This is a genomic window from Variovorax sp., from assembly GCF_965279555.1.
In the GTDB taxonomy this organism is placed as follows: domain Bacteria; phylum Pseudomonadota; class Gammaproteobacteria; order Burkholderiales; family Burkholderiaceae_C; genus Variovorax.
In genome coordinates this window covers 5,259,100-5,278,845 of record NZ_OZ257247.1, presented here as the reverse complement: position 1 = coordinate 5,278,845, position 19,746 = coordinate 5,259,100, and the positions used below count along the sequence as shown (strand labels likewise).

The following is a 19,746-nucleotide window of genomic DNA, read 5'->3' as shown; positions in this document are numbered from 1 at the left end:
GAAAATGCCTCCCCATGAAAATCGAAAAAGACACCGTCGTCACCATCAAATACAAGGTCTCCGACGCCCAGGGCAAGCTCATCGAGGCGAGCCCCGAGCCGATGGCCTACCTGCATGGGGGCTACGAGAACACGCTGCCCAAGATCGAGGAAGCGCTCGACGGCAAGGAGAAGGGCTACCAGACCGTGCTGAACCTCTCGCCCGAAGACGCCTTCGGCCAGCGCGACGAAACGCTGGTGCGCAGCATCCCCAAGACCGACTTTCCACCGGGCGTGAAGGTGGGCGGCCAGTTGCAGGGCCGGCTCGACGATGGCACCGAGCATGTGTTCACCGTGACGAAGATCAAGGGCCCGGTCGTGCTGCTCGATGGCAATCATCCGTGGGCGGGCAAGGCGCTGAAGTTCAGCCTGCAGGTGACGGACGTGCGTGCGGCGCTGCCGGTGGAAATCGAGCACCGGCATGTGCATGGCGCCCACGGGCACCATCACTGATCTGTTTCTTCTAGCGGCTGCTGCTGCTGCGCGGCACCGGCTTCACGGGGCTTCGCGCCAGCAGGCGCTGCAGGCCGGCCTCGTAGGCGGCGGCGTCCATTTCGGTGCTGTGCCTTGCCACCAGATAGCTGAGTCCGAAGCGCTCGGTGGCCTGGGTGTAGAGCCGGTAGAAGCGCTCGCCTTCTTCGATGCGCGTCAGCTTCTGCCACGGTACGACAGCGGCCTTGCTGCTTTGGGGCGCCATGAGGCTCAGCCCCTGCGCGCTGATCGTCACCTCGTGGATGCCGACGGCCCTGGTCGCTGAGCGCGTGACCGCTCGATGCAGTGCGCGGGCCACGCGGTCCCGCATGGCCGGCTGGATCCTCGCACTGCGGCGCGAGCCCAGGGCGGCTAAGCGCTCGACCAGACGTGCGCGAAAAAGCCACAGCACCAGCCCCGACAGCACGACTGCCACTGCCGAGCTGATCCAGAACTCGGGACGAACCGGTCGGGGTTCGAGCGCATACAGAAGCCCGATGGCGAGCACGGGCGCGGCCATCAGCAGAACCGATAGTGCGCGTGGCACCAGCCGCTGGACGGCCGCATGAAGGCGCTCCGACTGCCGGTCGTGTTCCTCGAGGCGGCGTTCCAGGGCCGCTTCGGCAAGCAGTTCGGCGTCTTCCGGCTCGAGCCTGAATCGCAGTTGCAGCAGCTCATCCATCTGGTTTCCTATTTCTTCTTCCAGAACCTGGCGGCCTCGTCGATCTTCCCCAGCGCCTTGGCGCAGGCCCTTGCGCCCGCCGCATGGCGCGCGCTGAACCAGCCCACGGCGAACCACGCGCGCGCATCGTGCGCCGTCGCTTCACGGTAGAGCGCGAGCGCGACGGCCTCATCGTTGAACTCGCCCAGCGCGTCCTGCGCGGGGCGCAGCGCCTTGAGGTAGCGCTCGGCGCCGCCCTTGTCTGCCGCATCGAACAGCGGCGCGACGAATTCGGCGAGGTAGCGCAGGCGCTTGAGCCGCTTGCGCACGCGGTGCTGGCTTTCGGTGTCCAGCGATTCGAAGCGTTCGCCGTCGCGCATCACCTGCTTGTGCAGGCGCTGCAGCCGCTTGCGCAGCATGCGCCGGGCGGCGTCGGCATCCAGGGGCGCCGGGGCCGCAGGCGGCGTCTCTTCGCCTTCGCTTGGCGACGCAACCTTCGTCGGGCCGGCAGCGGTAAAGCCGATCAGCGACACCAGCACGTTCTGGAACGCCGCGGCGCGCACGGCGTCTCCAGCTGAAGGGGCGCCTTTCGCCGCCGCATCGCCGGCCAGCGGGTCGAACTCCGGCGCGCCTGCCTCGCGCAAGCGGGGCTGCGCCAGCTTCACCACCTGCTCGCGGTCACGCAACTCGCCGAGCGCGCGAAAGGCTTCGACCAGGGGCGGCTCCCATGCGTCTGCATCGAAAGGGCCGGAGGCGGTGTCGAGCCCCGCCAGTTCGCGCAGCGCGGTGCGCAGCCGCCGCATGCCGATGCGCAACTGGTGCACTTGCTCCTCGTCTTGGCTGCCCGCGGCGATCTCGCTCGCGTTCGGCAGCATCTGCGCCAGGCATGAGGCAACAACCGCCTGCTGGATGGCGCGGCCGTCCGGGTGGTGGCCGCAGAAGCGCGGGGTCTCGGCCTTCACGGCTTCCACCGTTTGCTGCGCCGCGAGCAGGCGCGCGCCGCGCTCGGCCTTCGACACAGTGCTGAACCACAGCCCGTGCTGCTGCGACCAGCGCCGCGCGAGCGACACCAGGCCCTGCACGTCGCCGTGCTTGAGCTCCAGCTCCAGTTCGCACACCGGCGATGCGCGTTGCTCGGGCGTGCCCGCGTGCGCGACGACCTTGCCGACATCGAGCGCCATCTCGACCACCGCGCCGCCGGGCCCGGTGACGCGCACGTCGCGCGTGAGCCGCACGATGTCGGTCGATTGCCGCTCGACCAGCGGCACGCCGCCGCCGTCCGCCAGCAGCTTCGCGAGCCTGTCGCCCACCGGCGTGCCCTGATGGCGCTGCGGGTCGATGGCCGGCGTGGCACCGGCCGTGCCCAGATCGACGTTGTGCTCCAGCCGGTGCAGCGCGTTGTCGCCGGTGGCCTTCACGGTCTGCACCCAGCGCCGGCCCTCCTTGCGCAGCCTCAGCACCATGCCGTCGGCGGCCAGCCGCTGGTCGGCTGTGTCGAAATAGCGGGCCTGCAGGCGGGTGCGCACGACGGTGCCGCGTTTCAGGGCGGCTTCGACGGCCCTCAGGCGGCCGGCGGGAATGCAGAACTTGAACTCGATTTCCATAGGGCGCCATGATGCCCGCCCCGCCACGCAGGGCCGCCAAATCCCCTGCCTGGAAAATCATGTGGACGCCGTCCATTTTCTTTGGTATCTTTTGTGGACGGCGTACACAAAACGCCGCGAAACATCCACATCACCCTCAACCGATACAGGACGACACCATGGCCACCAAGCAGATCTTCGTGAACCTCCCCGTCAAGAACCTCGAGAAGAGCAAGGCGTTCTTCGCCGCGCTGGGCTACACCTTCAACGCGCAGTTCACCGACGCCAATGCCGCATGCATGGTCATCCAGGAAGGCAGCATCCACGCCATGCTGCTGGTGGAGGATTTCTTCAAGACCTTCACGAGCAAGAGCATCGCCGACACCAGCACGAGCACCGAAGTGCTGCTGTGCCTGTCGTGCGAAAGCCGCGCCGAGGTCGACGAGCTGGTGGCCAAGGCCAAGGCCGCGGGCGGCACCATCCCGGGCGAACCGAAGGACTACGGCTTCATGTACGGCCACGGCTTCCAGGACATCGACGGCCACCTGTGGGAGCTGATGTACATGGACCCGAACGCCGTCGTGACGCACCAGAACCAGTGACGTGACGCCACACCGTTGAAGAAGCAGAACGATGCCGATCGTTCCATACGCGCTCTTCACTGTTGCACGGAAGGCCCCTACCGGACGGGGGCGGCGCCCCGATATTCCTTTCACCGGCGCGGCATCATCGGCCGAGCCCCCCATGAAAAGGAATAGCCCCATGCCCGAACAAGACAACAGCCCCGTCGTGCGGGTCGCGCCCCTCGGTTTCCCGTGGCAGACGATCGACCCGTTCCTGTTCTGCGTCTACCACGACGATGCCTATCCGCAAGGCGACGGGAGCATGAGCCCGGCCGCCTCGCTGGCCGGGCGCGACATCGGCCAGGACTTCAGCCGCAAGGACGGCTGGAGCATGTACCACGGCGACAAGGTGCCGGGCTTTCCCTCGCACCCGCACCGCGGCTTCGAGACCGTGACCATCGTGCGCAAGGGCCTGGTCGATCACTCCGACTCGCTGGGCGCCACCGCGCGCTTCGGCGGCGGCGACGTGCAGTGGCTCACGGCCGGCAAGGGCATCGTGCATTCGGAGATGTTCCCGCTGCTCGACGCCGGCGCGCCGAACCCGCTGGAGCTGTTCCAGATCTGGCTGAACCTGCCGGCGCGCAGCAAGATGGCCGAGCCGCATTTCACGATGTTCTGGTCCGACGCCATTCCGCGTTTCTCGTCCGACGACGCGAAGGGCGGCTGCACCGAGGTCGCCGTAATCGCCGGCCGGCTCGGCGACGCCGTCAACGGGCAGGACCCGATCCAGCCGCTGGCGCCGCCGCCCGACTCATGGGCCTCGCAGGCCGATGCCGACGTGGCGATCTGGACGCTCAAGATGACGCCCGGCGCGCAATGGACGCTGCCGGCCGCCAGCGGCGAGGGCACGCGGCGCATGCTGTACTTCTTCAAGGGCGTGGCGGCTTTCGTCGCGGGCCGGCGCGTGGAAGGCCCGGCGGCCATCGAACTGCGCGGCGATGCGGCAGTGGAGATCGCCAACGGCGACAGCGAGAGCGAGTTCCTGGTGCTGCAGGGCCGCCCGATCGCCGAGCCGGTGGTGCAGTACGGCCCCTTCGTGATGAACACGCAGGCCGAGATCAGCCAGACCATGGCCGACTACCGCCGCACCCAGTTCGGCGGCTGGCCCTGGGACGACTCGGCACCGGTGCACGGCCAAGAGGCCGCGCGCTTCGCAAGACACCCGGGCGGGCGAGAGGAATTGCCCGAAGCCTGAGCCCCGGCTCAGAGCGTCTTCAGGACTTCAGCGCCCGGCGCGGTCATGCTGGGCACGAACTCGATCACGTCGGTGCGCGCGACGCCGTCCTGCACGAACGGATCGCGCGCCAGCAAAGCCTCCAGCGCCGCGCGGTCGCCCGAACGCGCCAGGATCACGCCGCCCTTGCGCGGCACCTGCCGGCCCGAGGCCACGAACAGGCCGCTTTCGTAGTGCTTCTTCAGCCAGGCGACGTGCGCATCCATCAGCGCGTCGAGCTCTTCGAGCGGGCGGATGTAGGTAAGGGTGACGATGAACATGGATGAGGCCAGAGAGTGAACGAGGAAGCCCCCATCCTATAAGTTCGGTAGTTCGGCCGCCTCTTCCTGCGTGCCGCCCAGCGGCTCGGCGCGGATGGCCTGCATGCGCTGCGCGAAGTCGGGCGACTGGATGATCTTCACCATCTCCGCATTCAGGCGCGCGACGATCTCCTTCGGCGTGGCCGCCGGCGCGAGCCTTCGCTCAACCGCCGCTGAGCACCGACGCCACCAGCCACACGTTGGCCGCGCTGATCACGCCGAACAGGCCCCACGCCAGCGACTTGAGCACCGGCCCGTTGGCAAAGCCGCCCATCATGGCGCGGCTGCTGGTGAAGCGAATCAATGGCCACATCGCGAACGGCAGCTGGAAGCTCAGCACCACCTGGCTGAGCACAAGCATCTTGCCCACGCCGCCGTCGCCGAACCACCAGACGCCGAGGAAGGCCGGGCCGAGCGCGAGCGCGCGCGTGATCAGCCGGCGCTGCCAGCAAGGGATCTTCAGGTCGAGAAAGCCTTCCATGATGATCTGGCCCGCGATGGTGCCGGTGAAGGTCGAGCTCTGCCCCGAGGCCAGCAGCGCGATGCCGAACAGCGTGGCCGCGAAGGCGCTGCCGACGACGGGCTCGAGCAGGCGGTAGGCGTCGTCGATTTCCGCCACTTCGCGGTGGCCGGTGGCATGGAAGGCGCTGGCCGCCAGCACCATGATGGCCGCGTTGACCAGCAGCGCGAGCGACAGCGACACCACCGCGTCGAGCGTGCAGAAGCGCACCGCCTCGCGCCGCGCCGGTTCGGTATCGGCCACGAGGCGGGTCTGCACGATGGACGAATGCAGGTACAGGTTGTGCGGCATCACGGTGGCGCCGACGATGCCGATGGCCAGGTACAGCGCGCCCGGCTGGTGCAGCCGCTCCAGGCTCGGCGCGAAGCCCATCGCCACGCCGAACCAATTGGGCGGCGCCATCATCAGTTCGACCGCGAAGCAGCCCGCGATGGTGCCGACCAGCCCGAGCACGATGGCCTCCACGCGGCGAAAGCCCGCGCCCTGCAGGCCCAGCACCAGCAGCGTGTCGAAGGCCGTGATGGCGATTCCCACCGGAATCGACACGCCGAACAGCAGGTGCAGCGCGAGCGCGCTGCCCAGCACCTCGGCAAGGTCGCAGGCCACGATGGCCAGCTCGGCGCCCAGCCACAGCAAGCGGTTGACGCGCGGCGAGTAATGCTCCCGGCAGGCGCGCGCCAGGTCTTTCTGGGCCACGAGCCCCAGGCGCACGCACAGCGTCTGCAGCAGCATTGCCGCGAGGCTCGCCAGCAGCACCACGAACAGCAGGCCGTAGCCGAAGCGCGAGCCGGCCTCGATGTCGGTCGCCCAGTTGCCCGGGTCCATGTAGCCGACCGACACCAGGAGGCCCGGGCCCGCGTAGCGCATCAACTTCCTGAAGAAAGGCAGTTCCTGCGGAACGGCCACGCTGCCCTTCACTTCGGAGGGGCAGAAAGGCGCCGTGGCCGTGCGGGGCAGCGGGAAGAACATCCCGGCGATGATAGGGACAAGGCCGCGGCGTTGTCGCGGACCGGACCAGCGCAGCAGTGCCGGATCTCTTAGATTCGGCGTTCGCAAACCGATTCGTCACCCCATCACATCAACCCTCGGAGACTTTCTCAATGATCCACGTCGTCGCAGTCATCACCGCCAAGCCGGGCCAGCGCACCGCACTGCTCGAAGCCTTTGCCGCCAACCGCGCGGCCGTGCTGGCCGAAGAGGGCTGCATCGAATACGGCGCGACAGTCGATGCGCAAGGCATCCCGACGTCGAAGGCCAGCTTCGGCGAGGACACCTTCGTCGTGATCGAGAAATGGGCAACGCTGGCCCACCTGCAGGCCCACGCGGTCGCGCCGCACATGAAGGCGCACAGCGAGAAGACCAAGGAGCTGACGGCGGGCAAGCTGATTCACGTGCTCGAGCCGGTTTGAGTCTCCCGCTCGTGGCCTTCGCTTGCGGCGCGACTATCTGGGAGGACGCCGAACTTCGGGCCCCAGACTTGGCACGCGCACTGGCTCGCATCGAGCTGGCGCTTGGAAACTGGGGTCCAATCACCGCATCGGCCGAAGCGCTCGAAGCCGCCATTCAGTCGGGGTGGCACAGCGTTGTCGCATCGGCCAGGGAAAGCAAGGTGTCGCTCGAACCCGCATTCATCGCCTCGCTTCATGCGCAGATCGCCCAGGCCATGGGCGCCCCCGGCGCAGGCAATTTCCGCGAAGGGGAGCATCCCTCGGATTGGGCAACGTTCAAGCAGGCCCTGGACGACACGGCGCTGGAATACGGCCTGGCTGGCAACACGGAAGCCTGGGTCCTCGCCCAGCTTTACTGGGGGAAACATCTGGACTCGCTGATGTTTTCCGTGGCCTGGCTCACAAGCGGCGGAATCCGCCTGCAGGAGAGCATGCAGATGCTCGTGCCGAACGCCAAGCGAGACCAGGAACTTCAAGAGCGGCTGGCCTGGGCAGGCCCTCGCAGCTACGACGCGGAGGGATTGCGCGGGCTCCTTGCGCGCTATGCGTCCGAGCAGATACCCGACTTGTCCTTGCCATGAAAAAACGCGCCCTCGGGCGCGTTTCTCATTGAAGCGTCGAAGCCTTACTTCGACACGACCTTCACCATCTCCAGGCACTTGTTCGAGTAGCCCCATTCGTTGTCGTACCAGCTCACGAGCTTGACGAAGGTGCCGTCCAGCGCAATGCCGGCTTCGGCGTCGAAGATCGAGGTGCGCGGGTCGCCGCGGAAGTCGGTGGCGACGACCTTGTCTTCGGTGTAGCCCAGCACGCCCTTGAGCGCGCCTTCGCTCTGTGCCTTCATTTCGGCGCAGATTTCCTTGTACGTGGCTTCCTTCACCAGCTCGACCGTCAGGTCGACCACCGACACGTCGGAGGTCGGCACGCGGAAGCTCATGCCGGTGAGCTTCTTGTTGAGCTCGGGGATCACCACGCCCACGGCCTTGGCGGCGCCGGTGCTCGAGGGAATGATGTTTTCCAGGATGCCGCGGCCGCCGCGCCAGTCCTTGTTGCTCGGGCCATCCACGGTCTTCTGCGTGGCGGTGGCTGCGTGCACGGTGGTCATCAGGCCGCGCTTGATGCCCCACTTGTCGTTCAGCACCTTGGCCAGCGGGGCCAGGCAGTTGGTGGTGCAGCTGGCGTTGCTGATGATGGCTTCGCCGGCGTACTTCTTGTCGTTCACGCCGTAGACGAACATGGGGGTGTCGTCCTTGGACGGTGCCGACAGGATGACCTTCTTCGCGCCCGCGTCGATGTGCTTCTGCGCCGTTTCCTTGGTGAGGAACAGGCCGGTCGATTCGAGCACGATGTCGGCGCCGACTTCGTTCCACTTGAGCTGCGACGGGTCGCGCTCCTGCGTCAGGCGGATCTTCTTGCCGTTCACGATCAGCGTGTTGCCTTCGACCGTCACTTCACCCTTGAAGCGGCCATGCACCGAGTCGTACTGGAGCATGTAGGCGAGGTAGTCGGGCTCAAGCAAGTCGTTGATGGCAACGATTTCGATGTCGTTCTTGAAGTTCTGCACTGCCGCGCGCAGCACGTTGCGACCGATGCGGCCGAAGCCGTTGATACCGAGTTTGATAGCCATCTGACTTGCTCCTAAGGTTGAAAAACTTGTTGTCTGTCGTGAACCGGCGAGGGACTCAGTCGCGCAGCGCCGCTTCCACCGTGGCGGCCACGTTCTCCGCCGTGAATCCGAAGTGCTTGAACAGCACCGGCGCGGGCGCCGATTCGCCGTACGTGTCGATGCCCACGACGGCGGCGCAGCCGTACTTCCACCAGCCGCCGGTGCAGCCCATTTCGACGGCGATGCGCGGCAGCTTCTTGGGCAGCACGGCCTTCTTGTAGGCCAGGTCCTGGCGGTCGAAGGTGGTGGTCGAGGGCATCGACACCACGCGCACGGCGATCTTCTTTTCGGCCAGCAGCTTCTGAGCGGCCAGTGCGAGCTGCACTTCGGAACCCGTGGCGATGATGACGGCGGCCGTCTTCTTGCTCTTGAGGCCGACGGCTTCCGGCTCGGACAGCACGTAGGCGCCGCGGCTGATGTCGCCGAGTTCGCTCTTGGGTGCGTAGGCGATGTTCTGGCGGCTCAGCAGCAGCGCCGTGGGGCGCGACTGGTTCTGCAGCGCCACGGCCCAGGCCACGGCGGTTTCTGCCGTGTCGCCCGGACGCCAGACGTCCAGGTTGGGAATGAGGCGCAGCGAGGCGGCGTGTTCGATCGACTGGTGGGTCGGGCCGTCTTCGCCCAGGCCGATGGAGTCGTGGGTGAACACGTGGATCACGCGGCGCTTCATCAGCGCGGCCATGCGGATGGCGTTGCGGCTGTAGTCGCTGAAGGTGAGGAAGGTGCCGCCGTAGGGGATGTAGCCGCCATGCAGCGCCACGCCGTTCATGATGGCCGCCATGCCGAACTCGCGCACGCCGTAGTTGATGTGGCGGCCGATGGTGCCGTGCGGTGCTTCGGCGGGGGTTTCGGGCTTGGCTTCGTCTTCGGCGCCTTGCTTGGCGGGGGCGGCCGGCACGTTCATGACCACGGCGCCGGTCTTCGGATCGAAGCGCAGGGCGGGCGTGCTCTTGGTGTTGGTGAGGTTGGAGCCGGTCAGGTCGGCGCTGCCGCCGAGCATTTCAGGCAGCGCGGCGGTGAAGGCTTCCAGCGCGAGCTGGCTGGCCTTGCGGCTGGCCACGGTCTCGGCCTTGGTGTGGGCGGCAACCACGGTGTCGAACGCGACCTGGTGGAAATCCTTGGGCAGCTCGCCCTTCATGCGGCGGGTGAAGTCGGCAGCCAGCTCGGGGTAGGCGGCGGCGTAGGCGGCGAACTTGGCGTTCCACTCGGCTTCGATGTTGGCGCCGGCTTCCTTGTGGTCCCAGTCGGCGTAGACCTCGGCCGGGATCTCGAAGGGCGGGTAGTGCCAGTCGATGGCGTCGCGCGTGAGCTTGATTTCTTCGGCGCCCAGCGCCTCGCCGTGTGCCTTGGCGGTGCCGGCGCGGTTCGGGCTGCCCTTGCCGATGACGGTCTTGCAGTTGATGAGCGTGGGCTTGTCGGTCGACTGCTTGGCCTTGGCGATGGCCTTCGACACCTCGGCGGCGTCGTTGCCGTCGATCGGGCCGATCACGTGCCAGCCATAGGCGTGGAAGCGCTCTGCCACGTTGTCGATGTACCAGGGCTTGACCTGGCCGTCGATGCTGATGCCGTTGTCGTCGTACAGCGCGATGAGCTTGTTCAGGTGCCAGGCGCCGGCGAGTGCGCAGGCTTCATGGCTGATGCCTTCCATCATGCAACCGTCGCCCAGGAAGGCGTAGGTGTGGTGGTCGACGATGGCGTGGTCCTTGCGGTTGAACTCGGCCGACAGCAGCTTTTCGGCCAGCGCGAAGCCCACGGCGTTGGTGATGCCCTGGCCCAGCGGGCCGGTGGTGGTTTCCACGCCCGGGGTCACGTCGACTTCAGGGTGGCCGGCGGTCTTGCTGTGCAGCTGGCGGAAGTTCTTCAGCTCGCCGATGGGCAGGTCGTAGCCGGTGAGGTGCAGCACCGAGTACAGCAGCATCGAGGCGTGGCCGTTCGAAAGCACGAAGCGGTCGCGGTCGAACCAATGCGGGTTCGCGGGGTTGTAGCGCAGGTGTTCGCCCCAGAGTGCGACGGCCATGTCGGCCATGCCCATCGGTGCACCCGGATGTCCGGAATTCGCTTGTTGAACGGCATCCATAGCCAGCGCGCGGATCGCGTTGGCCATCAGGGCTTGGTTTGCCATGGGCATGGGACTTTCGGGGGAAAAGGGGTGGGTGGGATAGGGGGGAACCCGCGATTTTACCGGGCGAGCCCGAACGCCTGCCGATACGGCCCGAACACCCTGCTGATGTTCTTGTGCGGCAGCCGGACTGCTAGAGTTGCCACCCATGCATGGGCTGCACCTCACCGCCGACCTCCACGACTGCCAATGCGGCCTTCAATGGCTTACCGACCGGGACGCGCTGGGAGCGGTTTGCCTCAAGGCGGTCTCGGCCGCCGGGCTGCAGGCGGTAGGCAGGCTGGTCCACGGTTTTCCGGCCACGCCGCAGGGGCCGGGCGGCGTCACCGCCACGGTGCTGCTGGCCGAATCGCACCTGTGCATCCACACCTGGCCCGAGCAACGCGGCGTGACGCTCGACGTGTACGTCTGCAATTTCAGCGGCGACCATTCGGCCAAGGCGCATGTGCTGATGGAATGCCTGGTGACGCTGTTCCAGCCTCGCCACAGCGAGCGCAACGAGCTTCAACGCGGACGGGTTTCGGCGTGAGCGCGGTGACCTCGGTCCGCGCCATGATCCTGGCCGCGGGGCGCGGCGAGCGCATGCGGCCGTTGACCGACATCTGCCCCAAGCCCCTGCTCGAAGTGCGCGGCAAGCCCCTGATGCAATGGCCGATGGAGGCGCTGGCCGCGGGCGGCTTCACACAGCTGGTGGTCAACACCGACTGGCTCGGCGCGCAGGTTTCACAGCGCTTCGGTGCGAAGCCCTTGCTGGACGGGCACGCCGCGCTATCGATTTCATACTCCGACGAGGGCCGCGACTTCGGCGGCGCGCTCGAGACCGCCGGCGGCATCGTGCGTGCGCTGCCGCTGCTGGGCGACTTGTTCTGGGTCGCGGCCGGCGACGTGTTCGCGCCCGGCTTCGCCTTCACGCAGGCTTCGGTCGAGCGCTTCATGGCGGGCGGCAAGCTCGCGCACCTGTGGCTGGTGCCGAACCCGGCGCACAACCCCAAGGGCGACTTCGGCCTCTCGCCGGACGGCCTCGCGCTCAACACGGCGCCCGAGAAATTCACCTTCTCGACCATCGGCCTGTACCGAGCCGCGCTGTTCGCGCCGCCGTACTGCGACATCCCCGAAGGCAACCCGGCCGGCCGCAAAGCCCCATTGGCGCCGATCCTGCGTGCCGCGATGGACAATGAACTGGTGAGCGCCGAGCTCTACACCGGCCCCTGGACCGATGTGGGAACCCCCGAACGGCTTGCCCAACTGAACACGCCAAGATGACCTCAGCAGACACCACCACGATCTACGCCGAGCGCCGCGCGCGCCTCGCCTCGCAACTGGGCAAGGACGGCATCGCCATCATCCCGACCGCGCCTGAGCGCCCGCGCAACCGCGACACCGACTTCCTCTACCGCCACGACAGCTACTTCTACTACCTGACGGGCTTCACCGAACCGAACGCCTGGCTGGTGCTGGCGGGCGACGGCCGCGCCACGCTGTTCTGCGCCCCGAAAGACCTGGAGCGCGAGATCTGGGACGGCTACCGCCTCGGCCCCGACGCTGCGCCGGCGGCGCTCGGTGTCGACGAGGCGTTCTCGGCCGCCGACCTCGACACGAAACTTCCGAAGCTGCTCGAAAACCGCTCGACCGTGTGGTTCCCGTTCGCCATTCACAAGGGCCTGGAGACACGCATCGACGGCTGGCTGCAGTCGGTGCGCGCCCGCGTTCGCTACGGCGCGCTGTGCCCCGAAGAGCAGCGCGACCTGTGCGGCCCGCTCGACGAGATGCGCCTCGTAAAGGACGCGCACGAGCAGGACATCATGCGGCGCGCCGCGCAGATCAGCGCACGCGCGCACGTCCGCGCGATGCAGCTGTCGGCCCGCATGCTGCGCGAGGGCAAGGACGCTCGCGAGTACCACCTCGATGCAGAGCTGCTGCATGAATTCCGCCTCGGCGGCTCGCAGTACCCCGCCTACTACTCCATCGTCGCGGCCGGTGCCAACGCCTGCGTGCTGCACTACCGCGCCGATGCGGCGCCGGTGCGCAAGGGCGAGCTGGTGCTGATCGACGCGGGCTGCGAGCTTGACGGCTACGCGAGCGACATCACGCGCACCTTCCCGGCCGACGGCAAGTTCACCGGCCCGCAGCGCGCGCTGTACGACCTGGTGCTGGCCAGCCAGGACGCCGCGGCCGCAGCCACCAAGGCCGGCAACCGCTTCAACGACCCGCACGACGCGGCCGTGAAGGTGCTGTCGCAAGGCATGCTCGACCTGGGGCTGCTCGACGCAGACAAGGTCGGCAGCGTGCAGGACGTGATCGACTCGCGTGCCTACTTCCAGTTCTACATGCACCGCACCGGCCACTGGCTCGGCATGGACGTGCACGACTGCGGCAGCTACGTCGAGCCCACGCAGGTCGGCGAAGTGAGCGAACGCAAGGATCCGCTGTCGAACGAGGTCATCAAGAACCGCCCGAGCCGCATCCTGCACCCGGGCATGGTGCTGACGCTGGAGCCTGGCATTTACGTGCGGCCGGCCGACGGCGTGCCTGAGCAGTTCCACAACATCGGCATCCGCATCGAGGACGACGCGATCGTCACCGCCACCGGCTGCGAGCTCATTTCGCGCGGCGTGCCGGTGAAGGCGGACGAGATCGAGGCGCTGATGCGAGCCTGACGGCCCGCTGCGACACCGGCGGCGGCGCATGCCGCGCCTGCAGGAAGTCGATGAACACCCGCAGCTTGCGCGGCATCTGCGCGCGGCTCGGGTGGTAAAGGTAGAAGCCCGGGAAAGTGGGCCACCAGGGCTCTAGCAGCGGCACGAGGCGGCCGCTCTCGAAGTCCTCGCGCACCGCGCCCTCGAAGGCCGAGGTGATGCCCGCACCCGCGCGGGCAGCCGCCAGCAGCACCTCGCTGTCGTTGCTGATCAGCGGGCCGGGCAGCGCGATGTCCAGCACGCGCCCGTCCTGCGCATATTCCCAGCGATAGAGGCCGCCCGTGGTGAGGCGGTAGTTCAGGCACCGGTGCTCGCGCAGGTCTTCGGGCACGCGCGGCGGCTTGCGGCCTTTGAGGTAGCGCGGCGCGGCAAAGGTGACCATGCGCAGCGGGCCGGCGGTGATGCCGATCATCGGCGCGCGCACCTTCGCGCAATTCGATGACAACCTCGGCGTGCTCGACGAAGAGACGCTGCAGCGCCTCGACGCAGTCAGCGCCGTTGCGAAGGGTTTTCCGCACGATTTCATGGCGCTGCCGATGACGCAGGGCGTGCTGTCGGGCGGTACCTCGGTGCGGCGGCCGGTGTGAGGCCCGGCGACGCCGCCGGTCGTCAGGTGGCGAGCAGCGCCCCCAGCAGCAGGTAGAGCAGCGTTCCGCCGAGCGCGAGCACTGCGGTCGCGGAAGCGATCCAGTGAAAGCGGCTCGGCACTGCGCTCAGCAGGCCTGCCGTGGTCAGCGCGGTCGTGGTGAGCGCGCCCAGCCAGAGCACCCAGCCGATGGCGCTGCCGGCAGCCTGCAGGCTCGCGCCCAGCGACAGGCACAAGAGCGCGGCACCGCCCAGTTGCAGCCAGCGCCGCCACGGGCCCGGCGTGCTGCCGCGGCCGAATACGTCTTCGCTGTGGCGGTCCATCGCGAGGCTCAACGCGCAGAAGCCCGCTAGCGAAGCGGTGAACACCAGCGCCATGAGCAAGGCATGCATCAGGGGCCGCCTCCCGAGGTAGCGAGCCCTTGTGGCGGTGTCTTCGTGGCCGGTGTCTTCGTGGCCGGCTTCTGCGTGATGGTCTTGCGGCGCTTTCGCTCGACGAGCCAGACCGCGCTCGCGAGCCCCAGGCCCAGCGCGATGGCGACGAGATCGAAGCCAGCCACCGCACTGGGTCCCGAGCGCAGGCTCACCGTCAGCGGCGCGGGGCCGGTGAACGCATTCAGCACCGGCAGCAGCACGAACAGCAGCGCACCGAGCGCCAGTTGCGCCTGCCACATGCGCAGCGTCGGCCGCAGCAGGCCCAGCACCGCGGCCGCGCCCCAGACGATGAAGAACCAGCGGACCTCCGCCTCGCCGCGCTCGGCCATCTCGACCGGCAGCAGGCGGTTGGCCCAGAAGAACGTCGCCATCGCAAGCGGCAGCCCGGCGATGGCGCCGAGGTTGAGCCCGTCGACCAGCCGCAGGCCGAAGCCGACACGCCCGCCCTGCTTGAGCGTCTTCGCGAACTTCTGCCGCTCCTTCACCGCCCACAGCAGCAGCCCCGTGGCCACCATCAGGCAGCCCGCGATGCCAGAGAGGAAGAACAGCGCGCGCAACAGCGGATTCGCAAAGCGCCCGATGTGCAGGCCGTAGAGCACGCCGCGCGTCTCGGCCGCAGGCCTGGGCACGTCGCCGAATGCGCCGATCAGCGCGCCGGTCGCGCCGTTGAACTGCATCGTCGGCTGGTCGTAAGACAGCTGCGGCCCTTCGGCACGCGTGAGCGAGACCACCGCGTTGGCATCGTTCGGCTGGTGCACGGTGACACGGCCCACCGCGGCGCCGTTCCAGTGCGCGGAGGCCTGCGCGATCATCGGCGCGATGGGCGCCAGCGGCACCCTGTTGCCCGAGGCCTTGAACTGGTCGCGGCCACCGCCGGGGAAGACTTCGGAGAAGAAAGCCTGCTCGCCGCCGCGGTCCTTGTAGGCCACCTGTGGCGCCCACGGCATGTACAGGAACATCAGCGTGACGAGGCCCGTGTACGTGATCATCAGGTGATAGGGCAGCGCGAGCACGGCCGTCGCGTTGTGCGCGTCGAGCCATGATCGCTGGCCCTTCTTCGGGCGGAAGGTGAAGAAGTCCTTGAAGATGCGCTTGTGCGTGACGATGCCGCTGAAGATCGCCACCAGCATGAACATCGCGCAGAAGCCCACGATCCAGCGCGCCCACAGCGCGGGCATGTAGTGCAGGTCGAAATGCAGGCGGTAGAAGAACTCGCCGCCGCGCGTGGTGCGCGGCGCGGTGACCGGTTCGCCGGTGGCCGGGTCGAGCGATGCGCGGTCGAAGCGGCGGCGCGGCGGCTTCTTGTTCTTGTCGTCGGGCGCGGCGGTGGCGGCAGAGGCCGGCGGGGGCGCCGCGAGCCAGAGTACGTCGGTCGACGGCTGGCGCTCGTTCGGCAGGTTGATGAACCAGCGCGGGCTGTCGGCGCCGCGCTGCTGCAGGTAGGCCACGGCGCTTTCGACGGCGCGAGCCGGCGGCACGGTGGGCTGCGCGGCAGCGTGCAGTTCGGGCTTCATCCAGAACGTGATCTCGTCCTTGAAATACGACGCCGTGCCGGCCGCGAAGACCATGAACAGCACCCAGCCGACCAGAAGGCCCGACCAGGTGTGCAGCCAGGCCATCGACTGGCGGAAACCTTCCTTCATGCTGCTGCGCCTCCGGTGAACCGCAGGAGGACGAGCAGCAGCGCGCCGAGCGACCCGGCAGCGATGGCAAGGCCGGACCAGGCACGCAGCGCAGTGCGCGCCGCGAAGACCCACATCACGGCAAGCGCGAAGACCGCGAAGGAAGCGAGCAGACCGATCATCGTGGCTTCGCTGCGCGCCATGCCGAAGAAGAAGGGCAGGCACAGAGCGAGCACGATGGAAGACAGGGCGGCCACGCCGTAGCCGCCGAGGATGGCGGCTATGGCGCGGGCGGCCACGCCGAGGCGGTAACGAAGGCTGGAGCTCACGACGTGCGCCGGACGGCGGGCGAGGGCGTTCGGGGATTCATGGAAAAAAGAGATATCGGATAATGAGAATCATACTCATCTTCGACGCTGACCTCTTCTTGCCCAGGTGACGCAGCAGCAATGAAACGGCCACGAAAAAGCCCCGGAGCGATGCGTGTGCACCGTCCCGGGGCTTCGCCCTGCGTCAATCAAGGTCTCAGGGGGCAGGGCCCGCCGGACGCCAGCGGCCAGCGTTTGCGAGCCATTCGTACAGTCGCGGGCCAATCTGCACGACGTCGCCGTTCGCCACGTTGGCGGGGAACAGCTGGTCGTAGGCTCGCAGGCGGTATCCCAGGAATTCGGACGATGCCTCGACAGTGGCTTCGGAGGAAATGACTGCGGATCCCACGCCCATCAGCGGTGCCGACTGCGACACGAGCCCGTAGACGTTGGACACGATCGAACTCTGTCCGCCAAGCGGGGCACCCTGCGTCGCCACCCCGGCGGCACTGCGCAACGCGATCAGGCCCGCCTTGGCCTCGGCATTCAGCTCGATCGAACCGGCAGAAGAAGCCCGTGCGGCACCGCCGCCTTCCACGTCAGTACTCGCGGCCAGAAGTCCTGCCACCTCGAAGACGAGCGCACCCGAGAACGGCTTGGCGCCGAAAGTCGATGCTCCGAAGGTCAATGCGCCGAACATCGGTGCTACTCCGCCGGGGTTTCAGAGGACGACGGCGGCTCCTGATCGGGAGCCGGCTGGAACGCGAGGAAATCGCACACCGGCAGCATCTGCAGGAGCTGCTCCAGGGTCGGCTCGTCGACCTGGCCGGCCGCGACCTTGTCCTGCAGCGAATAGCAGAAGTCCCATACCAGCGAGCGCCACGCGCGAAAGGCGCGCCCCTGCGCCTGAAAGCGCGGAACGGCCGGCTCGTCGGCATAGGTGACGGCGGTCCTGATGTCGTCGAAGCCATAGGCGACGGCAGTGGCATCGAGGTGCTTCTGCACTTCGCTGCGCAAGGTAGCGGCACGCTCCTCGAGGGTCGGCACATGCGGTTCGGGCGTCACTGGCGGCTCGCTGCCTGGCGCTTCCGGTTCCGGCGTCACGGGTGGCTCGGGAAGCGGCTCCGGCGCGGGGATGTCCTCGGCAATCCACATGCCGTTGGCCGCCGCGAAATAGCGCTTGCCTTCGACGGGCGGCGGCGGCTCCGCCACCAGGCAATTGCCGGGGACGAGCCAGACCTCGCCCTCGTCGGCCGGCGAGAGATCGCTCTCGTCGAGCTCGACAGGGCCGATGTAGAGCCGGTCGGGGCCGAATGAATAGACGGTCTTGGTTTTCATGTTCAGTACTTGATGCACGCGAGGTACGCGTTGTTGCGTGGGCGGGCTTCGGTGTCGCCGCTGGTGTTCAGCGAGATGCCGGTGGGGCCGGTCTTGATGACGATGCCGGTGCCGGCACCGTAGATGCTGATGCCCGTGCCGGAGCCGCCGACGCCGACGTTGTGGGCGTGACTGCCCGCCCCGTCGGTGCCCTTGCCCACATCACCATCGACCAGCCGTCCGAATACCCCTGCGGCATACGAACCGACGCCCGATAACTGCGGTGTGACGTATCCGTGCGCGTGATGGCCCTGAGCATCTGTCCATGCACCGTGCGAGTGCCCTGGGTCATAGACACCATGCGCATGCGAAGGATCCGTGATCGCATGCGCATGCCCCGGATCCACCACACCATGCGCGTGCGACAGATTCGCGCTGTCCTGGTAGGACCCCAGCGTGCGGCCAGGATCGAATCCTCGCCCATCGTCCAGACCGCGGTCGAACACGCCACGCCCGTCAGGCAGGTTGAACGTGGTCGAGCCATCGCCCGCGCCGTACGTCGTGCCGATCTTCGCGAAAAGCCGCGCATACGTCGTGCGCGAGACCGCGGCGCCGTTGCGCTTGAGGTAGCCCGCAGGCGGCGTGGCCTGCGCGAAGTAGCACACCATGCCCGTCTGGTCGAGGCCGAGGGCTTCCTGCCAATCGGCCTTGAGCTGCTCGGTCGATGCCGACAGGATGGTCAACCCGATCTGCTTCGGCCCCTCGGGAAAGTCGACCTTCGCGCCGTCGTTGCTCGATGCGATGACCAGCGTGCGCGCAAGCGCGCCATCGGTCATCGTGGCCCGGCCGAGTTCGAACAGGCCGGTTGGGCGGCCGACGGAGTCGACCGCGTTGATCATGTAGTGGCAGGTGTCTCCCTCTGCCATGCCAGCTGCGGAGAACGGCCGATATGCATCGACAGCGCCCCCCAGCACAAAGGCGCCCAGTCCCACGGAGCTGCTGGACTCCAGGATGCGGTCGGCGGTTTTGTGTGCCATCGCGCTGTGCCGTTCAGACCGTGAGGAACGCGACCTTGGTCGACGTCTTGAGGCGCGGCACCACGCCGGCCTGGATCGGGATGACGGGCGTCAGCGCGCCGTGCAGCAGCAGCAGGCCGCCGCCGGCCGCCGCGGTGCCGATGCCCAGGTGCGTGGCCGTGCCTGTGGCGGTGCCGGCCACTTCCAGGAATTCCAGCGCGTTGACGAGGAAGGCCTCGTTGCCGATCACCGACCAGCCGGCCGGGCTGCGCGGTACCGCCATGCGGGCATAGCCCGGGTACACGAGCTCGTTCGTGCTCTGGTTGGCGCCGGCGCCCGGGGCGGCGGTGAGAAGGCTGATGTAGAGGTCTGTCGACGGGTTCACCGAGGCGTTGTCGGCGAGGCCCGTGATGGGCGTGCCGAGAAGAATCAGCTTGATGAAGGCGTTGGCAGATGCGGGTGAATAAGCCATTGGGAGCTCCTGGGGTTGAGTTGGTTATGCAAGCGAAGGGTTGACGGGCTGGTCGCCCATGAAGTCGGCCAGGCTGCAGCTGGCCGGGATGTCGGTGTCGCGAAGTCCGTCGATGAACACATGCGCCGCCCGCTCGGCGCCGAAGCAGCGCTGCACGTGTTCGGCGACGGCACGCGCAATGGCCAGCGCTTCTTCCCGCGTGAGCGTGACGAAGCCTTCGGCCGCCTTGAAGTCGATGCGATCGAGCCCGCGCGCCTCCATGTCGGCAAGCGACTCGGCAAAGGTCGCGCGGTCTTCGCGGCCGGTCTTGATGCGCAGGCCGCCGACGAGCGTCAGGCCACCGGTCTCGATGCGCCAGCGTTCGTCGGCAAGCTCGGCCTTGAGCTGCCGCCGCAGGTCGTCGGGCGTGCGCGGATCGCGCCAGGCGTGTGCCGCCCAATCGAAGACGTGGTGCTCGCTCGGCCGCTGCGGCAACGGCTCGGGCACGCCGTTGCGGATGAAGGTACCGGGCGCCGCGTGCCCGAGGTAGACAGACTCGCCGGGATCGGCCTGCGCGTGGCACCACTCGACGGTGGCCTGCGTGCCGGTGCAACGGATCTCGCCGGTGCGGGTGTTGTAGACAGTGAAGTGAGGCAT

24 protein-coding genes and 1 pseudogene are annotated in these 19,746 nt (G+C 67.7%); 9 read left to right on the top strand and 16 right to left on the bottom strand.

Annotated features, from left to right (window positions below; translation table 11 throughout):
• The first annotated feature begins 14 nt into the window (after nucleotides 1–14).
• The gene (locus ACQY8B_RS24725) at nucleotides 15–491 is read left to right on the top strand and encodes an FKBP-type peptidyl-prolyl cis-trans isomerase (protein WP_422084344.1); all 477 of its coding nucleotides are present in this window, start codon (nucleotides 15–17) and stop codon (nucleotides 489–491) included.
• Nucleotides 492–501: 10 nt separating this feature from the next.
• Here ACQY8B_RS24725 and ACQY8B_RS24720 read toward each other — a convergent pair whose 3' ends face one another.
• The gene (locus tag ACQY8B_RS24720; RefSeq protein WP_422084343.1) at nucleotides 502–1,191 is read right to left on the bottom strand and encodes a hypothetical protein; all 690 of its coding nucleotides are present in this window, start codon (nucleotides 1,189–1,191) and stop codon (nucleotides 502–504) included.
• Nucleotides 1,192–1,199: 8 nt separating this feature from the next.
• Nucleotides 1,200–2,774 (bottom strand): CHAD domain-containing protein, encoded by a 1,575-nt coding sequence (locus tag ACQY8B_RS24715; RefSeq protein ID WP_422084342.1) that lies wholly within the window; start codon nucleotides 2,772–2,774, stop codon nucleotides 1,200–1,202.
• A gap of 158 nt (nucleotides 2,775–2,932) precedes the next feature.
• Between ACQY8B_RS24715 and ACQY8B_RS24710 the strand changes: the two genes are divergently transcribed.
• Together ACQY8B_RS24710 and ACQY8B_RS24705 are read left to right on the top strand one after the other, a co-directional pair.
• Nucleotides 2,933–3,355 carry a VOC family protein gene (locus ACQY8B_RS24710; protein ID WP_422084341.1) on the top strand — a complete coding sequence of 141 codons (423 nt, stop codon included), beginning with the start codon at nucleotides 2,933–2,935 and terminating at the stop codon, nucleotides 3,353–3,355.
• A 142-nt stretch (nucleotides 3,356–3,497) separates the two neighbouring features.
• Nucleotides 3,498–4,571: a pirin family protein gene (locus tag ACQY8B_RS24705; protein ID WP_422084340.1), complete on the top strand. Its 1,074-nt coding sequence runs from the start codon at nucleotides 3,498–3,500 to the stop codon at nucleotides 4,569–4,571.
• Nucleotides 4,572–4,579: 8 nt separating this feature from the next.
• On the opposite strand, the gene ACQY8B_RS24700 is transcribed toward ACQY8B_RS24705, so the two are convergent.
• From ACQY8B_RS24700 to ACQY8B_RS24690, 3 genes and pseudogenes are all read right to left on the bottom strand, one after another.
• A complete protein-coding gene (locus ACQY8B_RS24700; protein ID WP_422084339.1) occupies nucleotides 4,580–4,870 on the bottom strand; it encodes a YciI family protein in 291 nt (96 codons plus the stop codon).
• 54 nt (nucleotides 4,871–4,924) lie between these two features.
• Nucleotides 4,925–5,065: pseudogene (locus tag ACQY8B_RS24695) on the bottom strand (tripartite tricarboxylate transporter substrate binding protein); the annotation flags it as partial.
• Nucleotides 5,066–5,072: 7 nt separating this feature from the next.
• Nucleotides 5,073–6,398 (bottom strand): Nramp family divalent metal transporter, encoded by a 1,326-nt coding sequence (locus ACQY8B_RS24690; protein ID WP_422084338.1) that lies wholly within the window; start codon nucleotides 6,396–6,398, stop codon nucleotides 5,073–5,075.
• Nucleotides 6,399–6,529: 131 nt separating this feature from the next.
• Between ACQY8B_RS24690 and ACQY8B_RS24685 the strand changes: the two genes are divergently transcribed.
• A complete protein-coding gene (locus tag ACQY8B_RS24685; protein WP_422084337.1) occupies nucleotides 6,530–6,838 on the top strand; it encodes a putative quinol monooxygenase in 309 nt (102 codons plus the stop codon).
• Nucleotides 6,839–6,906: 68 nt separating this feature from the next.
• Nucleotides 6,907–7,458, top strand: a complete 552-nt coding sequence (locus tag ACQY8B_RS24680; protein WP_422084336.1) for a hypothetical protein — start codon at nucleotides 6,907–6,909, stop codon at nucleotides 7,456–7,458.
• 44 nt (nucleotides 7,459–7,502) lie between these two features.
• Here the strand turns inward: ACQY8B_RS24680 and gap are convergent, their stop codons facing one another.
• Both gap and ACQY8B_RS24670 read right to left on the bottom strand, forming a co-directional pair.
• The gene (gap, locus tag ACQY8B_RS24675) at nucleotides 7,503–8,504 is read right to left on the bottom strand and encodes a type I glyceraldehyde-3-phosphate dehydrogenase (RefSeq protein ID WP_007828559.1); all 1,002 of its coding nucleotides are present in this window, start codon (nucleotides 8,502–8,504) and stop codon (nucleotides 7,503–7,505) included.
• A 55-nt stretch (nucleotides 8,505–8,559) separates the two neighbouring features.
• Nucleotides 8,560–10,662 (bottom strand): transketolase family protein, encoded by a 2,103-nt coding sequence (locus ACQY8B_RS24670; RefSeq protein ID WP_422084335.1) that lies wholly within the window; start codon nucleotides 10,660–10,662, stop codon nucleotides 8,560–8,562.
• A gap of 145 nt (nucleotides 10,663–10,807) precedes the next feature.
• On the opposite strand from ACQY8B_RS24670, the gene speD reads away from it, so the two are divergent.
• The 3 genes from speD to ACQY8B_RS24655 are packed head-to-tail and all read left to right on the top strand — an operon-like array spanning nucleotide 10,808 to nucleotide 13,316.
• Complete coding sequence (speD, locus tag ACQY8B_RS24665) at nucleotides 10,808–11,188, top strand: adenosylmethionine decarboxylase (protein WP_422084334.1); 381 nt, start codon at nucleotides 10,808–10,810, stop codon at nucleotides 11,186–11,188.
• Nucleotides 11,189–11,211: 23 nt separating this feature from the next.
• Complete coding sequence (locus tag ACQY8B_RS24660; RefSeq protein ID WP_422089103.1) at nucleotides 11,212–11,922, top strand: nucleotidyltransferase family protein; 711 nt, start codon at nucleotides 11,212–11,214, stop codon at nucleotides 11,920–11,922.
• Entirely contained in the window at nucleotides 11,919–13,316 is a 1,398-nt protein-coding gene (locus tag ACQY8B_RS24655) for an aminopeptidase P N-terminal domain-containing protein (RefSeq protein ID WP_422084333.1), read from the top strand. The genes ACQY8B_RS24660 and ACQY8B_RS24655 overlap by 4 nt, the downstream gene beginning before the upstream one ends.
• Here the strand turns inward: ACQY8B_RS24655 and ACQY8B_RS24650 are convergent.
• The gene (locus ACQY8B_RS24650) at nucleotides 13,258–13,767 is read right to left on the bottom strand and encodes a LysR substrate-binding domain-containing protein (RefSeq protein WP_422084332.1); all 510 of its coding nucleotides are present in this window, start codon (nucleotides 13,765–13,767) and stop codon (nucleotides 13,258–13,260) included. The two genes, ACQY8B_RS24655 and ACQY8B_RS24650, sit on opposite strands and share 59 nt — an antisense overlap.
• On the opposite strand from ACQY8B_RS24650, the gene ACQY8B_RS24645 reads away from it, so the two are divergent.
• The gene (locus ACQY8B_RS24645) at nucleotides 13,757–13,942 is read left to right on the top strand and encodes a hypothetical protein (RefSeq protein WP_422084331.1); all 186 of its coding nucleotides are present in this window, start codon (nucleotides 13,757–13,759) and stop codon (nucleotides 13,940–13,942) included. The genes ACQY8B_RS24650 and ACQY8B_RS24645 overlap by 11 nt on opposite strands.
• A 22-nt stretch (nucleotides 13,943–13,964) precedes the next feature.
• Here ACQY8B_RS24645 and ACQY8B_RS24640 read toward each other — a convergent pair whose 3' ends face one another.
• The 8 genes from ACQY8B_RS24640 to ACQY8B_RS24605 form a co-directional block, all read right to left on the bottom strand.
• Nucleotides 13,965–14,333 carry a DUF3325 domain-containing protein gene (locus ACQY8B_RS24640; RefSeq protein WP_422084330.1) on the bottom strand — a complete coding sequence of 123 codons (369 nt, stop codon included), beginning with the start codon at nucleotides 14,331–14,333 and terminating at the stop codon, nucleotides 13,965–13,967.
• Nucleotides 14,333–16,018, bottom strand: coding sequence for a PepSY-associated TM helix domain-containing protein (locus tag ACQY8B_RS24635; RefSeq protein ID WP_422084329.1), 1,686 nt, complete (start codon nucleotides 16,016–16,018; stop codon nucleotides 14,333–14,335). The genes ACQY8B_RS24640 and ACQY8B_RS24635 overlap by 1 nt, the downstream gene beginning before the upstream one ends.
• Nucleotides 16,015–16,326: a DUF3649 domain-containing protein gene (locus ACQY8B_RS24630; protein ID WP_422084328.1), complete on the bottom strand. Its 312-nt coding sequence runs from the start codon at nucleotides 16,324–16,326 to the stop codon at nucleotides 16,015–16,017. The genes ACQY8B_RS24635 and ACQY8B_RS24630 overlap by 4 nt, the downstream gene beginning before the upstream one ends.
• Before the next feature lie 196 nt (nucleotides 16,327–16,522).
• The gene (locus tag ACQY8B_RS24625; protein WP_422084327.1) at nucleotides 16,523–17,005 is read right to left on the bottom strand and encodes a hypothetical protein; all 483 of its coding nucleotides are present in this window, start codon (nucleotides 17,003–17,005) and stop codon (nucleotides 16,523–16,525) included.
• Between the two features lie 5 nt (nucleotides 17,006–17,010).
• A complete protein-coding gene (locus ACQY8B_RS24620) occupies nucleotides 17,011–17,643 on the bottom strand; it encodes a hypothetical protein (RefSeq protein ID WP_422084326.1) in 633 nt (210 codons plus the stop codon).
• Between the two features lie 2 nt (nucleotides 17,644–17,645).
• Nucleotides 17,646–18,659, bottom strand: a complete 1,014-nt coding sequence (locus ACQY8B_RS24615) for a phage tail protein (RefSeq protein WP_422084325.1) — start codon at nucleotides 18,657–18,659, stop codon at nucleotides 17,646–17,648.
• A 13-nt stretch (nucleotides 18,660–18,672) separates the two neighbouring features.
• A complete protein-coding gene (locus tag ACQY8B_RS24610; protein ID WP_237677896.1) occupies nucleotides 18,673–19,110 on the bottom strand; it encodes a phage tail fiber protein in 438 nt (145 codons plus the stop codon).
• 24 nt (nucleotides 19,111–19,134) lie between these two features.
• Nucleotides 19,135–19,746, bottom strand: coding sequence for a DUF4376 domain-containing protein (locus tag ACQY8B_RS24605; protein ID WP_422084324.1), 612 nt, complete (start codon nucleotides 19,744–19,746; stop codon nucleotides 19,135–19,137).

What these genes read in the sequence shown, in the direction of transcription:
- ACQY8B_RS24660 (WP_422089103.1), top strand. Translation starts at nt 11,212, where the DNA reads ATGATCCTGGCCGCGGGGCGCGGCGAGCGCATGCGGCCGTTGACCGAC.
- ACQY8B_RS24645 (WP_422084331.1), top strand. Translation starts at nt 13,757, where the DNA reads ATGCCGATCATCGGCGCGCGCACCTTCGCGCAATTCGATGACAACCTC.
- ACQY8B_RS24635 (WP_422084329.1), bottom strand. Translation starts at nt 16,018, where the DNA reads ATGAAGGAAGGTTTCCGCCAGTCGATGGCCTGGCTGCACACCTGGTCG.
- ACQY8B_RS24700 (WP_422084339.1), bottom strand. Translation starts at nt 4,870, where the DNA reads ATGTTCATCGTCACCCTTACCTACATCCGCCCGCTCGAAGAGCTCGAC.
- ACQY8B_RS24655 (WP_422084333.1), top strand. Translation starts at nt 11,919, where the DNA reads ATGACCTCAGCAGACACCACCACGATCTACGCCGAGCGCCGCGCGCGC.
- ACQY8B_RS24685 (WP_422084337.1), top strand. Translation starts at nt 6,530, where the DNA reads ATGATCCACGTCGTCGCAGTCATCACCGCCAAGCCGGGCCAGCGCACC.
- ACQY8B_RS24615 (WP_422084325.1), bottom strand. Translation starts at nt 18,659, where the DNA reads ATGGCACACAAAACCGCCGACCGCATCCTGGAGTCCAGCAGCTCCGTG.
- ACQY8B_RS24720 (WP_422084343.1), bottom strand. Translation starts at nt 1,191, where the DNA reads ATGGATGAGCTGCTGCAACTGCGATTCAGGCTCGAGCCGGAAGACGCC.
- ACQY8B_RS24650 (WP_422084332.1), bottom strand. Translation starts at nt 13,767, where the DNA reads ATGATCGGCATCACCGCCGGCCCGCTGCGCATGGTCACCTTTGCCGCG.
- ACQY8B_RS24710 (WP_422084341.1), top strand. Translation starts at nt 2,933, where the DNA reads ATGGCCACCAAGCAGATCTTCGTGAACCTCCCCGTCAAGAACCTCGAG.
- ACQY8B_RS24690 (WP_422084338.1), bottom strand. Translation starts at nt 6,398, where the DNA reads ATGTTCTTCCCGCTGCCCCGCACGGCCACGGCGCCTTTCTGCCCCTCC.
- gap (WP_007828559.1), bottom strand. Translation starts at nt 8,504, where the DNA reads ATGGCTATCAAACTCGGTATCAACGGCTTCGGCCGCATCGGTCGCAAC.
- ACQY8B_RS24610 (WP_237677896.1), bottom strand. Translation starts at nt 19,110, where the DNA reads ATGGCTTATTCACCCGCATCTGCCAACGCCTTCATCAAGCTGATTCTT.
- ACQY8B_RS24620 (WP_422084326.1), bottom strand. Translation starts at nt 17,643, where the DNA reads ATGAAAACCAAGACCGTCTATTCATTCGGCCCCGACCGGCTCTACATC.
- ACQY8B_RS24725 (WP_422084344.1), top strand. Translation starts at nt 15, where the DNA reads ATGAAAATCGAAAAAGACACCGTCGTCACCATCAAATACAAGGTCTCC.
- ACQY8B_RS24640 (WP_422084330.1), bottom strand. Translation starts at nt 14,333, where the DNA reads ATGCATGCCTTGCTCATGGCGCTGGTGTTCACCGCTTCGCTAGCGGGC.
- ACQY8B_RS24605 (WP_422084324.1), bottom strand. Translation starts at nt 19,746, where the DNA reads ATGCCTCACTTCACTGTCTACAACACCCGCACCGGCGAGATCCGTTGC.
- ACQY8B_RS24715 (WP_422084342.1), bottom strand. Translation starts at nt 2,774, where the DNA reads ATGGAAATCGAGTTCAAGTTCTGCATTCCCGCCGGCCGCCTGAGGGCC.
- ACQY8B_RS24705 (WP_422084340.1), top strand. Translation starts at nt 3,498, where the DNA reads ATGAAAAGGAATAGCCCCATGCCCGAACAAGACAACAGCCCCGTCGTG.
- ACQY8B_RS24625 (WP_422084327.1), bottom strand. Translation starts at nt 17,005, where the DNA reads ATGTTCGGCGCATTGACCTTCGGAGCATCGACTTTCGGCGCCAAGCCG.
- speD (WP_422084334.1), top strand. Translation starts at nt 10,808, where the DNA reads ATGCATGGGCTGCACCTCACCGCCGACCTCCACGACTGCCAATGCGGC.
- ACQY8B_RS24670 (WP_422084335.1), bottom strand. Translation starts at nt 10,662, where the DNA reads ATGGCAAACCAAGCCCTGATGGCCAACGCGATCCGCGCGCTGGCTATG.